The organism is Massilia sp. CFBP9012, assembly GCF_034045115.1.
In the GTDB taxonomy this organism is placed as follows: Bacteria; Pseudomonadota; Gammaproteobacteria; order Burkholderiales; family Burkholderiaceae_D; genus Telluria.
This window is the reverse complement of record NZ_JAXCWM010000007.1, coordinates 25939-40955: the sequence shown is the minus strand read 5'-3', so window position 1 is coordinate 40955 and position 15017 is coordinate 25939. Positions and strand designations below refer to the sequence as shown.

The 15017-nt window shown below is 64.9% G+C and carries 13 protein-coding genes and 1 pseudogene; 6 read left to right on the top strand and 8 right to left on the bottom strand.

Going from position 1 to position 15017, the window contains the following annotated elements; genetic code table 11:
• Positions 1-10 precede the first annotated feature (10 nt).
• From SOM61_RS12860 to SOM61_RS12835, 6 genes and pseudogenes are all read right to left on the bottom strand, one after another.
• Positions 11-655, bottom strand: a pseudogene (locus SOM61_RS12860) (SDR family oxidoreductase); the annotation flags it as partial.
• A gap of 125 nt (positions 656-780) precedes the next feature.
• Complete coding sequence (locus SOM61_RS12855; RefSeq protein ID WP_320474464.1) at positions 781-1275, bottom strand: MSHA biogenesis protein MshP; 495 nt, start codon at positions 1273-1275, stop codon at positions 781-783.
• Entirely contained in the window at positions 1272-2138 is an 867-nt protein-coding gene (locus SOM61_RS12850; RefSeq protein ID WP_320474463.1) for a prepilin-type N-terminal cleavage/methylation domain-containing protein, read from the bottom strand. Before SOM61_RS12850 ends, SOM61_RS12855 begins: the two co-directional genes overlap by 4 nt.
• Positions 2135-2611, bottom strand: coding sequence for a prepilin-type N-terminal cleavage/methylation domain-containing protein (locus SOM61_RS12845; RefSeq protein ID WP_320474462.1), 477 nt, complete (start codon positions 2609-2611; stop codon positions 2135-2137). The genes SOM61_RS12850 and SOM61_RS12845 overlap by 4 nt, the downstream gene beginning before the upstream one ends.
• The gene (locus tag SOM61_RS12840; protein WP_320474461.1) at positions 2601-3074 is read right to left on the bottom strand and encodes a pilus assembly FimT family protein; all 474 of its coding nucleotides are present in this window, start codon (positions 3072-3074) and stop codon (positions 2601-2603) included. The genes SOM61_RS12845 and SOM61_RS12840 overlap by 11 nt, the downstream gene beginning before the upstream one ends.
• Complete coding sequence (locus SOM61_RS12835) at positions 3071-6022, bottom strand: polymer-forming cytoskeletal protein (RefSeq protein ID WP_320474460.1); 2952 nt, start codon at positions 6020-6022, stop codon at positions 3071-3073. Before SOM61_RS12835 ends, SOM61_RS12840 begins: the two co-directional genes overlap by 4 nt.
• Before the next feature lie 116 nt (positions 6023-6138).
• Here SOM61_RS12835 and SOM61_RS12830 point away from each other — a divergent pair, with 116 nt between their 5' ends.
• The 3 genes from SOM61_RS12830 to infA all read left to right on the top strand — a co-directional run bounded on the left by SOM61_RS12830 (position 6139) and on the right by infA (position 8761).
• Entirely contained in the window at positions 6139-7788 is a 1650-nt protein-coding gene (locus SOM61_RS12830) for an ATP-dependent helicase (RefSeq protein ID WP_320474459.1), read from the top strand.
• Between the two features lie 73 nt (positions 7789-7861).
• Complete coding sequence (locus SOM61_RS12825) at positions 7862-8119, top strand: hypothetical protein (protein WP_320474458.1); 258 nt, start codon at positions 7862-7864, stop codon at positions 8117-8119.
• 375 nt (positions 8120-8494) lie between these two features.
• Positions 8495-8761: a translation initiation factor IF-1 gene (gene infA / locus SOM61_RS12820; protein ID WP_005664553.1), complete on the top strand. Its 267-nt coding sequence runs from the start codon at positions 8495-8497 to the stop codon at positions 8759-8761.
• Between the two features lie 51 nt (positions 8762-8812).
• On the opposite strand, the gene leuA is transcribed toward infA, so the two are convergent.
• Positions 8813-10495, bottom strand: a complete 1683-nt coding sequence (gene leuA, locus SOM61_RS12815; protein ID WP_320474706.1) for a 2-isopropylmalate synthase — start codon at positions 10493-10495, stop codon at positions 8813-8815.
• A gap of 567 nt (positions 10496-11062) precedes the next feature.
• Here leuA and SOM61_RS12810 point away from each other — a divergent pair.
• The gene (locus SOM61_RS12810) at positions 11063-12181 is read left to right on the top strand and encodes an NHL repeat-containing protein (protein ID WP_320474457.1); all 1119 of its coding nucleotides are present in this window, start codon (positions 11063-11065) and stop codon (positions 12179-12181) included.
• A gap of 140 nt (positions 12182-12321) precedes the next feature.
• Positions 12322-12846, top strand: a complete 525-nt coding sequence (locus SOM61_RS12805; protein WP_320474456.1) for a nuclear transport factor 2 family protein — start codon at positions 12322-12324, stop codon at positions 12844-12846.
• Between the two features lie 187 nt (positions 12847-13033).
• On the opposite strand, the gene SOM61_RS12800 is transcribed toward SOM61_RS12805, so the two are convergent.
• On the bottom strand, positions 13034-13465 hold the full coding sequence (locus tag SOM61_RS12800) for a hypothetical protein (RefSeq protein ID WP_320474455.1): 432 nt from the start codon (positions 13463-13465) through the stop codon (positions 13034-13036).
• A gap of 248 nt (positions 13466-13713) precedes the next feature.
• Between SOM61_RS12800 and SOM61_RS12795 the strand changes: the two genes are divergently transcribed.
• A complete protein-coding gene (locus SOM61_RS12795; protein ID WP_320474454.1) occupies positions 13714-15015 on the top strand; it encodes an MFS transporter in 1302 nt (433 codons plus the stop codon).
• Positions 15016-15017: the final 2 nt, after the last annotated feature.

Below are 15017 nucleotides of genomic sequence, written 5' to 3'. Positions count from 1 at the left end.
CCGGCGTTGGCTAGACCACGCCGCCGTTGGCGCGCAAGACCTGGCCGTTGACCCAGCCGGCGTCGGGACCGGCCAGGAAGGCGACGACGCTTGCAATATCCTCCGGCTCGCCCAGGCGCTCCAGCGGCGGCAGCCCGGCGAAATGGGCGATCTGCTCGGGCGTCTTCCCGTCGAAGAACAGCTCGGTCGCCACCGGGCCCGGCGCCACCACGTTGACACGAATGCGGCGGCCGCGCAGCTCCTTGGCGAAGATCTGGCTCATCGTCTCGACGGCCGCCTTGCTCGCGCCGTAGATCGCATAGCCGGGCGGCTTGAGGCCGACCACGCTGGTCGAAAAGTTGACGATGCTGCCGCCTTCGTTCAGGCGGGTGGCCGCTTCGCGCATGGTGTTGAAGCTGCCTTGCACATTGATGGCGAAGGTGCGCGCGAACAGCTCGTCGGAGGTGTCGGCCAGCGGCGCGGTCTTGAGGATGCCGGCATTGTTGACCAGGACGTCGACCTTGCCCAGCTCGCGCTCGACGGTGTCGAACAGCGAGCGCACCTGGTCGGGCAGCGCGACGTCGGCCTGCACCGCGATGGCCGTGTGGCCGGCAGCGCGCAGGGCGGCGACGGTGCGCTCGGCTTCCTCGGTATTGCTGGCGTAGTTGATGGCGACGCGGGCGTGCGTGGATTCTTGCATGGGATTCTCCTGGTAAATGACAGGGATCCATCATGCAGTGTTATCGCAAAAAGATCATTCCATCGAAACTGAAACGATTATCTACGAATGAATAACAAACTTCAGGTGCAAAAGTCGTTGGCATTCATCATGCACATCGTTGCGACCCGCGAGCGCTCGACATAGTCAGGTCGCGGCACGCTGCCGTTGTCCGGGCACTCCGTACCGCTTCCATTGCACGCGACCGCCTCGATCCGGTAGATGCGTTTCTTGAGGGCCGTGCCTGCAGTGCCGGGCGTTTCACCTTCGTTGTAGGTGCGGAAGGTACATCTGACGCTGACCAGGAATCCGGACTCGCTGCGGAAATCCGCCAGGTGGTGCGGCTGCGCTTGCGGAGTGTCGGTGCAACGATCGGCTGGCCGGTGAAATGCCCATTCGATGCCGGCGCGGGCCGCGAGGCCGGCGCGCGCTGCCAGCACGGCCTGGTTGACGGTCGTTTGCTGAACATCCGTCAGGCGCAGCAGCGCCACCGAAAGGCCCGCGACCACCACCAGCAGGACGACCGCCGCGATGTAGGCGAAACCGGATTGCCGGCGAGGAAAGACGATGTGGTTCATGGCTGGTTGTCCACGTAGGCGCCGATCGTGAGCGGAACCGACTCGCCTTTGTCGGTCAGGGTCAGTTGCAGCTGGATATAGCCGCTGTCCTGGGTTGCGCCCTGGTTCGCATAGAACACGAAGGCGCAGGCTTCGACCCGGGTGGCGACGACCGCCGCACCGTCCGGTGCAGCGAGCAGAGGCGGCGCGCCGAAGTCGTTGCGGGCGATGCGCAGCAGCCGCCCGGTGCCGCTGCCTGTGGCCTCGTCGCGGCCCGGCGTATCGCACAGGTAGGTCACGACGCGCTGGCCGTCCGGCACGACCACGAAACGACCGCCGTCGTAGCCTGGCGGAACCTGGATATCGCCGTTCAGCTCGATGCGATTGAGGCCGGTCCCGTTGGCCAGCGCCGTTACCTGATTGACGACGGCAACGTTCGACTGGCCGTACACGTCGGCCGGACTGCGGTTGCCGATCACGATCGCGTCGCCGGGCCGCGGTGTGTTCTTGAACGGCGTCAGCACATCGAAGACCTTGCCTGGCTCGGCCTCGTTGATATGCCTGGTGTCGCCGGGCTTGTCGATGTCGGGGCCGGCGCGATAGCGGCCGCCGTCGCGGGTCGGCACCAGGTCCAGGGATACGGACGAGTTCAGGCGCAATGAATTGGGCACGGCGCTGCGCACATCGGTCACGATCCGGCGCAGGGCGGTGTCGGCCTGGCTGGTCAGGTTGGCGCGCTGGCTCACCAGCAGGTAGCTGCGGATCGCCGGGGCGAGCTGCAGGGCCAGCACGCCGCCGATAATGCCGACCAGGACGATCACGACGATCAGCTCGACCAGCGTGAAGCCGGAATGGCGTCGATTGGCGCTACCGATCCGGTTCATGGCTGGGTCCTCCAGCCGGTCAGGATGACGGGAACGGGATCGGGCTGGTCGCCGGCAACGGTGACGGCCACCCGGATGCGCAGCGCCTCGCCTTGCGGAATGCCCTGGATGGGCGGCACGCCTTGCGCGCCGGGCGACGCGACCGTGACGGCGACACGGTAGCGCTCCAGGCCCTGCACCGCATCGCCATTGACGTTGCTGATGGCGGCGGGACCGTAGTTGTTGTAATCCCGGACGTCATCGAAGAAGCGACGGTCGTTCGTGGCCGGCCCTCCCACGGCGAAAGGCTTTTGCATGACTTCTTCCATCATGGATTCGGCGATGGCCAGCTTTTGCTGGGTCAGCAGGGGATCGGCCGAGGCGGTGTTGACGCGGTTGTACACCGCGACGAGCCCGGCCAGCGCCGTGCCGACGATGACGATTGCGACGATCAGTTCGACCAGCGTCACGCCGCTCATGCGCTTAATCAACATTGCCGGTGCTTCCTTCAAGACGGATGGTACGGTGGACGACGTCGTCCGACTTGATGCGGACTTCCAGCCGCCCGATCTGCTGGCCGTCGTCGCCGGTAATCGCGCCGTCCGGCTGGAAGCGCAGGGTGGACGGCATGCCGTCGATGACGATGCCGGCATCCTTGCTTACATACAGGTCGTCCGTGATGCCGTCGATACGGACATCGCCGCATGTGCCGTTGCCGACGTCGGTACGGATGCGGATGGTGATCGCCGAAGCAGCAGCACCGACGCAGACGGTGCGGCGGCGCGCCACCGCCGCCTTCTGCGCCAGCCGTAGTCCGCTCGTCACCTGCTCGGCGAACACCACGGCGCTGATGTCGTTCCCGCCCATCAGCCGCGGAATGCCGATCGCCGCCAGCACGCCGATCAGCACGATCACGGTGATCAGCTCGACCATCGTGAAGCCGGCCTGGGGCCTCAATTGAACACCTCGCGCATGTGGATGATGCGGCGGTTCTCGGGCGACTGTTCGCCGAATACCGCCCGTGCCGAAGGGTCGCGGCAACCTGCGGGCAGGCGCAGGTAGGCCAGTTGCGCGCCGGTGCTGTCTGGATAGCTCGCATTCCCGCAGGCCAGGACCTTCTTGTCCACACCGAGATTGAGCGCCACGTCGATCCAGCCAGCCTTGTCTCCGGTCCGCTCCAGCGTTGCCCGGCCGCCTTCGATTTTGAGATCCTTCCCGACCGGCACGACCTGCGGACCGCCGGCCCCGCCGCCCTTCGCGTACGGTAGTTGCGCGAAGGCGCCGGCCGGAATGACGGTGGCATTGTCGGTCTGGTTGAACAGCCAGCTCTTGCCGGTCCAGTAGTGCGCTTCGACCGGCATCCCCACCGTGTCCCCGGCACGGCCGAAAGCATTGCCGATGCGAAGGCGGCCGCTGTGGACATCCGGGCGCGCCTTTTCGTACGTTCCCTTGCCGTCGGCGGACGTCACCGGCGCTACGCCGGAGCTGCTGGCGGCCCGCAGCACGAGGCCTTTCACCGCGATTGGCGTGGCGCCGGCCGGCCAGTATTCCGGCCTGGCCGAGGCCATGCCGGCGCTGAATGCGCTTGCGGGCACGGCCGTCGCTTTCAGGACGCCGCTGCCGGGGTTCTCCGTGCCTTGCGGCGTGTCGAAGGCCGTCAGTGTGACGGCGGCGCTCAGGCTGTTCGCGGTGGAATAGTTCGTGGTGACGCCGCCATGGGCGTTCATCGCGGTGACCGTCACGGGGATCGGCTCGCCCGCATAATAAAAGGCGCGCGCCGCGCCGGGCGCGGCGATCGGGCCGTCGACCTGGAAATACTTGGGAATGAATGGACCGACCTTCGCCAGGCAGCCGTTGCCATTGCCGGCGGTGGTGCCCTCGACGTCGATTCCACTGCCGAGAAACTTGTCCAGCTTCGCTTTCACGTCCATGGAACCCACCTCCGACCACGACAGCGAAGCGCTGGCGATGCCCTTGTTGAATTCCACCCCGGCGGCAGCGAGTTTGCCCTCCGCTCCTTTTGCAACGCAGGCCACCGACAAGGCAGTGTTCGTGGCGCCGCTTCCCAGGAGCGTCTTGTCGAAGCTGGGCGTCACGTCGCCCGCGACGTTCACGGCCTTGACCGTCAGCCCGAACGTGTCGCCGGCGCGCACGAACGTCGTCGGCAGGTCGGAGAAGAGGAAGGCAGAGGGCGCGACGGTGAAGGGATCCTCGCCACTGGCGTCCTCGAATTCGGCCTTGAGATTCAATGTGCCGGCATCCTTGTAGTTCAGCGTCAGATCTGCCTTGCCGGTGGCGTCGAATTTGGTGCTGACCGCGCCGGCGCCGCCGGTGTCGCAGCGCAGTGTGGCACTGGCCTTGGTAAGGACACCGGTCACGCTCAGTCCCTGCTGGTCGCTGCTTTTCGTCATATGCCGGCAGCTGTACGCGATGGACTTGGTTTCGCCCCGGAAGGCCGCGGCGCACTGGCCGGTGGCCGGATCCAGCTCACGCGCACGGATGGTCGCTCCGGCGCTTTCACCGGCCCGGTGGTCGGGAGCCACGATCTCGAAGCTGACGCCGCTGCTGAACTTCATCGTGCAACTGGATGTCGCGCCAATGAAGCATGAAAACGTCGGCTTGCTTCCATTTTGCGTCAGCGCCAGGGACACGTCACCGGGTTTGTTGTTGGACAGCTGCGCCGAGACGACGCCGGTGCTGCCCGTATTGACGGTCGGTCCGCCCGGCAGCAGCGTCACTTGCGCGCCGCCCTTGTAATATTCGGTGCAGTTCGCATTGGCGCAGGCCTTGATCGTCACAGTCTCTGGGGCGCAGGTGCGTCCCTCGCCGTCGTGCTCGATGCGGAAGTGATTCAGCGGACTGGGTTCGGGCGGCCGCACCTGCCCGCACTTGGGCCCGAGCGTCGAATTGAACGGATAGCCGCTCTGGTTATTGACGCAACTGCAGTCGCTCACCGTGGCGCCCTTGCGGCACTCGATAAGCTCGGCAACACGGCCATGCCAGAACAGGTCGGCGCGGTCGACGATGGCCGTCCCCTTGATGATGGCTTCCGAGCTTTGCAGGGTCAGCACACCGGTATCGACGTTGCCGTTCACGGTCACGGATGAGCCGAGCGTCAGCGTCTGCGTTGCCGTCACCTTGCCGGTCACGACGCTGTTGGAAGCCAGCAGGTCGGCCACCAGCGCCGTGACGTCGCCATTGACGGTGCTGCCCGACGCCAGGGTGAACCTGCCGTTCTTTGCGTCGATCTTGCCGTTGAGGACCACCGGCGAACTGGTCGTGATGTCGGAGCCGGTGATGGGCCCGTTGATCCTGGCATGCGAAGCGATGGCCACCGGCCCGCTCGCGTTGATGACGCCGGTGATCTCGAGCTGCGAGCCGCTGCCCAGTTGCATCGAGCCGGCGGTGATGTCGGCGGTGATTTTCTGGTTCTGGTTGCCGATCGTGAACTTGCCGCCGGCCTGGAAGGAGCCGCCCGAGATCAGCGTGCCGCTGGGCCGGATGTCCCCGATATGGAGATCGCCGCTGCTGGTCAGGCGCGCATTGCCCGACATCGTCAGGCTATGGTTGTAGCCGAATGTGACGCTGATCGTGAAATCGACGGTGTAACCGTTTTCGATGATCATCGCGTCATCCCATGCGGTCAGGGGAAACGCGGTACAGGTATAGACTTTCTTGTCCTGTTTGCAATTATCGACCTTGGGACCACCGAAACGATAGGTGGTGCCTGCGTGCGCCGACTGGGCAGCGCACAGCGCAAACGCGAGCAGGCATAAGGGCAGCCAGCGCCGCGCTGCATGGATCAATGCCGACATGACAGGAAGTGGAAGCACGAGAAACCTTACGCTGAGCGTGATGCCGAAAGTGTGCACCGGATTGCCGCCAAGCGACAATAAGTTTTTCACTTCGGCAACGATTCCCCAGCTTTCCCCGCCAATAGTGCGTTCCCCCGACAACGGTGTGTGACTATCATGGAAACAGACTTACAATAGTTTCCACCTTACTAACGCTTGCGGACACCATGGCCCTTATCCAACCTGCCGGCTGGCGCGAGATGGCCGTCACCGGCGCCGCTGCGCGCGAGATCGAAACCCTGAGCGACCTCGAGCAGCGCCTGGCCGACACCCCCTATGTGATCTACCACGGCGTGCACTGGACCAATGTCGAGCAGGGCTACTCCGTATATGGCGACGTCGACTTCATCGTGCTCGCCCCGAACGGCCGCATGCTGGTGATCGAGCAGGTCGCGGGATTCCTCAACGAGACCCCGGAAGGCCTGGTGAAAAGCTACCAGGGCAAGCCGCGCAAGATCCGCAGCCAGATCCTGACCACCATCGAGGGCCTGACCAGGCGCTACCACGGCACGCTGTCGGTCGACTACCTGCTGTACTGCCCCGACTACATCGTGCGCGACCAGCAGCTGGCGGGGATCGACCCCGACCACATCATCGACGCCACCAACAAGCCCAAGCTGGCGCGCGTGATCCGCGAGTCGCTGCCGGTTACGGACCGCACCGACGACTTCGACAAGGTCACGCGCTTTTTGGGCGACACGCTGAACCTGCGCCCCGACCCCAGCGCCATGATCGGCAACGCGGTGAACATGGTGACGCGGCTGTCGGGCGGCCTGGCGACATGGGCGCGGCGGCTGGAGTTTTCTCCGTTCCGCCTGCACGTGATCGGCACCGCCGGCAGCGGCAAGACCCAGCTGGCGCTGGCCGAATACACGGCCGCGCTCGACGCTGGCCTGCGTCCGCTCTACGTGTGCTTCAACCGGCCGCTGGCCGACCATATCGAACGGCTGGTGCCGGCCGGCGGGCGGGTGGCCACCTTCCACATGCTGTCCGACGCCTGGCTGCGCGCGCAGGACGTCACGCCCGACTACGGCGCGGCCGACGTCTGGGACCGCATCGAGCATTCGATGACGGACGCCGAGCTGCCCGAGACCTGGCAGTTCGACGTGGTGATCGTCGATGAAGGCCAGGACTTCTCGGTGGCCTGGCGCGACATCGTGCTGCGCATGCTCAAGCCGGGCGGGCGCGCGATCTGGATGGAAGACCCGGACCAGAACCTGTACGGCCGCGCGATGGTGCCGTTGCCGGGCTGGGTCACCCTGCATTCGCACACCAACTACCGCAGCCCGCGCCAGATCGTCGATATGCTGACGGCGCTCGGCGCCGCGCGCCAGCCGGTGGAGGCGGGCAGTCCGTTCAAGGGCGCCGACATCGAGGAGCTGACGTATCCGGAAGGGGACGAGGAAGCGATGCTGGCGCAGACGCGGCGCGCCGTGACTTCCTGCCTCGCGGCCGGTTTCGGACGCCAGGACATCGCGATCTGCGCATTTCGCGGACGCGAGAAATCGGCCATCCTGCGCCTGGACCGCCTGAGCGACGCGCACACGCTGCGCTCGTTCACCGGCGCCTACGATTTGTTCGGCAACCCGGTGTTTCGCGAAGGGGGCTTGCTGGCGGAATCGGTATACCGCTTCAAGGGCCAGTCGGCGCCGGCGCTGATCTTCACCGAGATCGATTTCGAGGAACTGGACGAACGCGCGTTGCGCAAACTCTTTGTGGGCATGACGCGTGCACGGCTGAAGCTGGTGCTGGTGATGAGCGAACGCGCCTCGCTGCAGATGCTGGACCGGATGAGCGGGCCGGGCGCCGCGGCGTGAAGCGCGCGCCGCATGGCGCCGGGCGGCGTATAGTCGGAATATCCGGCCACATCGGCAGGGAACAGGAGGCAGCATGCGCGAAGCGACCCCGGGCACCACGTTCCACGGCCTGCCATTGACCGCCGAACAGCATAGCGAGATCCAGCACTACATCCACTGCCGGCAGCGCGCCGGCAAGGACTGGGACACGCCGGAACTGCAGGCCATGCTGGCCGACATGCTCGATCCCCCCGAAGCAGCACTCGACTCCCGCCTCGACGACGATGCGTCGACCGCCACCGAACGTTTCACTGCCGGCCGCGACGACAGCGAAGAGCCGATGCCGCATTGAGACAGTACGAACATTATTTTGTGCGCCGCACAAAAATGCTGTTATACTCGGCCGCTCGATCAGGCAACGCCTGTTCGACAGTTCTCCGATCCGTGACCGCGCCTGTGCAGTGCGCGACTTTCCGGGGGACGTGTTTTCGGTATGTCAGTCAGCCTGTACAGCGGACGCACCGCGCAGATAGCGCGGGCGTCCATAGCTCCGGCACCACGCAGATAGCATGGGCGGGAGCGGCGATAAATCGGTAATGCTTTGAAACGAAGCCCGCAGGATGCGGGCTTTTTTTTCATCCCTCTCCTGGCGTTGCATGCCGGGCCCCAACGATCCCCCGCATCCACGACGCCCGGCGCCTGCCGGCGCCACACCAGGAGAACCCGCATGGCAAAAGAAGAACTGATCGAAATGAACGGCCTCGTGTCCGAAGTGCTGCCCGAACTGCGTTTTCGCGTCGAGCTGGAAAACGGCCACAAGATGATCGCCTATACGGCCGGCCGCATGAAGAAGAACCACATCCGCATCCTGATGGGCGACCGCGTCACGCTGGAGCTCTCGCCCTACGACCTGACCAAGGGCCGCATCGTGTTCCGCCATCTCGAGTCGCGCGGACCGGCCGGCCCGCGCCGCGCGCCGCAGCGCCGCCGCTGATCGATCGGCGCAGCGTCAGGGCGTCCCGCGCCCCGCCGCACGCTCCGAACCTCAGGCCGCCAGCGCGGCCGAATTCTCTCCGCCCGCCGCCATGTGACGGTTCACCGCCGACAGCACCGACTTGAACGAAGCGGTCACGATATTGCTGTCGATGCCCACGCCGAACAAGGTCGGGCCATTCCCCACGCGCAGTTCGACGTAGCAGGCTGCGCGCGCATCGGCGCCCGAGCCGATCGCGTGCTCGTGGTAATCCATCAGGCGGATATCCAGGCCCAACGCCGTCACGAAGGCGTCGATCGGACCGTTGCCGGTGCCGGTGAAGGATTGCTGCGCATGGTGGCGCGTCACCGTCACGTCCAGCTGCACATCATGCTCGCTGTCCTCGACCATGCGGTGCGAGACGTAGTGATATGGCTCGTCCTGCTCCAGGTACTCGCGCGCGAACAGCGCGTGCAGGTCGCCCGCGTTGATCTCGCGGCCGCTCTCGTCGGCCACGCGCTGCACGGCGCGCGAGAATTCAATCTGCAGGCGCCGTGGCAGCTGCAGGCCGAATTCCTGCTCCAGCAGGTAGGCCATGCCGCCCTTGCCCGACTGGCTGTTGACGCGGATGACGGCGTCGTAGCTGCGGCCCAGGTCGGCCGGGTCGATCGGCAGATACGGCACTTCCCAGATCGCGTCGGGCTGCTGCTTGGCGAAGCCCTTCTTGATCGCGTCCTGGTGCGAGCCCGAGAAGGCGGTGAACACCAGGTCGCCCGCATACGGATGACGCGGATGCACCGGCAACTGGTTGCAGTCTTCCACCAGCTGGCGCACGGCGTCGATGTCCGAGAAGTCCAGGCCTGGGTTGACGCCCTGCGTGTACAGGTTCATCGCCAGGGTGACCAGGTCGACGTTGCCGGTGCGCTCGCCATTGCCGAACAGGCAGCCTTCGACGCGGTCGGCGCCGGCCATCACGGCCAGCTCGGCGGCGGCAACGGCGGTGCCGCGGTCGTTGTGCGGGTGGACGCTGATGACCAGCGATTCGCGGTTGTTCAGGTTGCGACACATCCATTCGATCTGGTCGGCGTAGACGTTCGGCGTGGCCGCCTCCACCGTTGACGGCAGGTTGACGATCATCTTGTTATCCGGCGTCGGCTGCCATACGGCGCTGACCGCATCGGTGATCTGCTTCGAGAAATCGAGTTCGGTGGTCGAGAACGATTCCGGCGAATACTCCAGGCCCCACTGGGTCTGCGGGTGCTGGCCCACCAGTTCCTTGATCAGCTGGACGCCCTTGACGGCGATCTGCACGATCTCGTCGCGCTCCATATTGAACACCACGCGGCGGAACACGGGGGCCACCGAGTTGTAGACGTGGACGATGGCGCGCTTGGCGCCGACCGCCGATTCCACCGTGCGGCGGATCAGCTCATCGCGCGACTGGGTGAGCACAATGATGGTGACGTCGTCGGGAATGTGCTTGTCTTCCACGAGCATGCGCACGAAGTCGAAGTCGGTCTGCGAGGCGGACGGGAAGCCGACCTCGATCTCCTTGATGCCGATCTTGACCAGCATCTTGAAGAAGCGCAGCTTCTTCTCCACGCTCATCGGCTCGATCAATGCCTGGTTACCGTCGCGCAGGTCGGTGCTCATCCAGATCGGCGGCGTGGTGATGCTGCGGCTCGGCCACTGGCGGTCGGCCAGGGGGACAGCGGGGAAGGGGCGGTATTTGGTGGCGGGGTTGTTCAGCATGATCGGGGCTCCTGATGGGGTGGTCACTGGGCGACCTTGTGGGTCTGAAGGGGTGGCGACAGGCTGCCGGGCGGGCCACGAAAACGCTAGGCCCGGCAACCGATCGGTAGCTTTAGCAGCAGGCGAATGCCTGCGCGCGAGCCAGTCGCCAGGACGAACCCGGTGAGGAAAATCGATGGTGTGAAAAATGGCGTGGTAGACATCGGTGCGAATCCTACTGCTGTTGGGGCCGGCGGAGCCGGGACGTACGGCGGAATTTACGCGCGTAGTAGCAGGGCAGCCAGCGATAGCGCGCCGGCGGCTGGTAGGGTGGTCGACAGATGCAGGGCGAAAGACATAATTTCGACTTTAAGGAACTCTTGGCCGTATGTCAAGCGGGCAATTGGCAATTGTGGGAAAGAAAGTACGGGAAATTCGTTGTGTTTCTTGGGCGGATTGCTCAGCGAAAGTGTCACTTTGACGCCGGGTTGGCGCTGCGGCGATGCAGTTTATGCAGCTACCATGGCTGAGAACAGGGGCGGGTAGTTTGCTGCGTGATAGCATCGAAGACGGACCTTTCTGGAGAGATTCATGACCCGCCGCGCCGTGACCGACACCGCCCTCGATACTGCCCGACTTCGCCTCAAGCTGTGCGGCGCCGCCGCCCTGATGCTGCTGTCCTCCGCCTGCGGCGACGGCATCCCGAAGGACAAGGACGACGAGGAAGGCGGCGATCCGCCCTCGACGCCGGTGGCGGCGCTGTCGATCCTGGCGGGCGATCCGACGATCGAGGGCACGATGGACGGCAGCGGCACGGCTGCGCGCTTCAAATCGCCGCGAGGCATTGCGATCGATGCCGATGACAATCTGTATGTCGCCGACACCGGCAACTACGTCATTCGCAAGATCACGCCGGCAGGCGTGGTCACGACGGTGGCCGGGGCAGCCGGCACCAGCGCCTTTGCCGATGGCGACACGGGCAATGCCCGGTTCGACAATCCGGTGGCCGTGGCGGTGAACCGGCGCGGGACAATTTATGTTGCCGATAATTTGCGCATCCGGAGCATTACTTCCGCGGGACGCGTCAGCACCACGGCCACGATTCCGATCGGAAGTAACGTGGGCGCGGGCCGGTTGAACTCGGTAGTGCCTGGCGCGATCGCGGTCGATGCCAACGATAACCTGTTCATCACCAATAGCTACAGTACACGCAGGATTTCGGGGAGCGACACGCTGATGCTGGAAGGCCAATCCGTCGTGAACGGTCTGACCGGCGTGAGCCTGCTCGAACCGCGCGGCGTGGCGCTGGACAACAACAATAACCTGTTCGTGTTCGACCTGGATCGCGAGATCAGCCGCTGGAATCCGAATGGCTTTATCGGCGTCAATAATATGATTACCCTGGCCGGCGCGCCGAATGCGCGGGGATCGTCCAATGGCGTCGGCAATGCCGCGCGCTTCGAGCAGGTGGTGGCGCTGACGGTCGACCCGCGCGGCAATGTGTACGCGGCCGATGCGATCAATAACCTGGTGCGCAGGATCACGCCGGAAGGCGTCGTCACGACGGTGGCAGGCTCGACGCGCTCGACCACCCTGCGCACCGGCGACCTGCCGGGCAGCCTGGCCGACGTGCGCGGCGTCGTCACGGATGGCAAGGGCAATCTGTATGTCACGTCCGGCAATGCGGTGGTCAAGATCAGGCTGCCGTAGGCGCTGATCCGCATCTTCGGATGATCGTGCAAGCTTCCCGGATGATCGAGCTAACGTGCGCCAGCGCGTGCGCTGCACACTAGCCGGAAGCGGAAGAGCCGGGATGGCCTTCCCATTCAACGATCATCAAGGAGTGCGATATGGAATTCTCTCGATCCGGTTCGGGTGCTGCGTTACGCTGGATGGCTGCCTGGGTGTTGATGGCTGCGCTGGCCTGGTTCGCGTCCCCGGCGCGTGCCGACAGCGGCGCGGCCCAAGCGCAAAGCAACAAGGAAGCGGTCAGCAAGGCATTCGCCGCCTGGGCTGCCGGCGGGCGCACTTTCTTCGACGATATGCTGGCGCCGAATGTGGTCTGGACCATCAAGGGCAGCAGCCCGACCGCGCGCGTTCTTCGCGGCAAGCAGGAGTTGATCGACGGTGCCGTCACACCGCTGTCGACCCGCCTGCAACGCCAGATCCGGCCCACGATCCGCAACCTGTGGGCCGATGGCGATCACGTCATCATCGAATGGGACGGCGAAGCAGTGGCAAAGGACGGCAAGCCCTATCGCAACAGCTATCTGTGGATCTTCCGCATGCAAGGCGGCCGCGCGACCGAGGTGACGGCTTATCTCGATCTGGCGCCTTATGACGACGTGTTGCGGCGGGTGCCTGCCTCGCAATAAATCCAGTCAGGCTTTAATCGCGTCAAGTTAAGGCAAATTTCTTCTCGAGTTAGCATAAAACGTCGTCCCCACGAAGGTGGGGACCCAAGTGCTGCAAGCGTTTCGACGACGTTTGCAGCACTTGGGTCCCCGCCTGCGCGGGGACGACGTGGGGTTAGCTTAGCAGCCCAGCTTAACGGCATTACCCTCAGCCTGGCATCACGACAGCCTGCTTCCCATACTCGACCATACGCCCGCCGTGCTCGCGCTGCCAGGCCGCGGCGGTGGGCTGGTCCGCAAACCAGATCTGCTCATGGTCGCCGAACGCGCCGAGGTCGAGCCGGAAGCGGTCCAGCACTTCCGGTGGACGGCGGTCGATGTCGCGCTTGCAGGCATCCCAGGTCGCGTAGCCCAGCTCCGCGGCCAGCGTGCGGAACATGTGCTTGAGCTGCAGCGCCGTGCGTGCGTGGTAGAGCTGCGTGACGCGCGTGCCTGCCGTTTTTCCAGCCGCGTGCACGCGGCGCACGATGGGCAAGGCTTTGCTGGGCTGCTCCGAATGGGCGCTGCGCAGCATGCCGCGGGCGTGGCGGCGCAGGAAATCGGTATTGGTGTCTGGAGGGGTGTTTCGGTGGAGGCGCATGCCAAGTCCTTTTCACATGGTATTGGCCGCTCTCGCTACGGCATCAGTGAATGAACAGGGGATGAACTCCTGAAAAACGGTCACGTCGTGGACGTTGGCAGGTGCGCTGGCTTTCGCGAGAGTGGGCGTCCTGCACAGCCCGGAGCGGATGGTAGCACGAGTTTTATGTCTTGTTGTCGCTGTGTTGCAAACATGCCATGGCAAAAAAGGCGCAACCGGTCAGTGATCGTGTTTGATACCATCCCGAAATGAACGTTACCCCTACTCACCTGTCCGCGACTTCGCGCATCCGCTACCGCCAGAATCTGGCACTGACGCTGCTGGTCGTCACCGGCGTCATCAACTACCTCGACCGCGCCACGCTGGCCGTCGCCAATGAATTCATCCGCGCCGACCTCGGCCTCTCGCTCGGCGAGATGGGCGTGCTGCTGTCGGCCTTCTCGTGGAGCTATGCGCTGTGCCAGCTGCCGGTTGGCGCCCTGGTCGACAAGATCGGGCCGCGCTGGCTGCTCGGTGCGGGGCTGGTGATCTGGTCGCTGGCCCAAGCTGCCGGAGGTCTGGTCTCCACCTTCGGCTGGTTCGTACTCGCGCGCGTCGTGCTGGGCATCGGCGAGGCGCCGCAGTTCCCGGCCGCGGCGCGGGTGGTGAGCAACTGGTTCCCCTTGCGCGCGCGCGGCACGCCGACCGGCATCTATAACTCGGCCTCGCCACTGGGTTTCGCGCTGGCGCCTTTATGCCTGTCGCCGCTAATCGCCGCGACCAGCTGGCACTGGGCTTTCTTCATCACTGGCGCGCTGGGCATCGTCGCGGCGATCGTCTGGGTCATGCTGTATCGCGACCCGGTGCGCGACGAGTTGACCGACGCCGAGCGTGCCTACCTGGACGAAGGGCAGACTTCGGAAGCCGCGCCGGCGGCGGGCTTTGCATCCTGGCGCGCGCTGTTCCGCCAGCGCGCCACCTGGGGCATGCTGCTCGGCTTCTTCGGATCGGTGTATCTGAACTGGGTTTTCCTTACCTGGCTGCCGGGATATCTGCGCACCGAACGCCAGATGGACGTGGCCTATGTCGGTGTGGCGGCGACGATTCCCTTCCTGTGCGGCTTCCTGGGTGCGCTGTCGGCCGGCTGGGCGTCGGACCAGATTACCCGCCGCGCGAAATCGGTCGTGGCGGGGCGTCGAACGGCGGTGGTGCTGTCGATGCTGGGGATGGTGGCGTTCACGATTCCGGCTGCGCTGGTCGAGAGCAATACCGCGGCCATTGCCTGCATCTCGGTCGTGATCTTCCTGGCCAATGCGGCGTCGGCCTGTTCGTGGTCGCTGGTGACGGCGGTGGCGCCGCGCAGCCGGATTGCCTCGCTGGGTGCGATCCAGAACTTCGGCGGCTTTATCGGCGGCGCACTGGCGCCGATCTTTACCGGCTATATCGCTCAGAGCTGGTCGTTCGTGCCAGCCTTGCTGACCGGCGCCGGCATTGCCTTCCTTGGCGCGATGTCATATCAATTTTTAGTCACTAGACCAATCCCTGAGATGGATAAGCCAGTTGCTAGATAAGT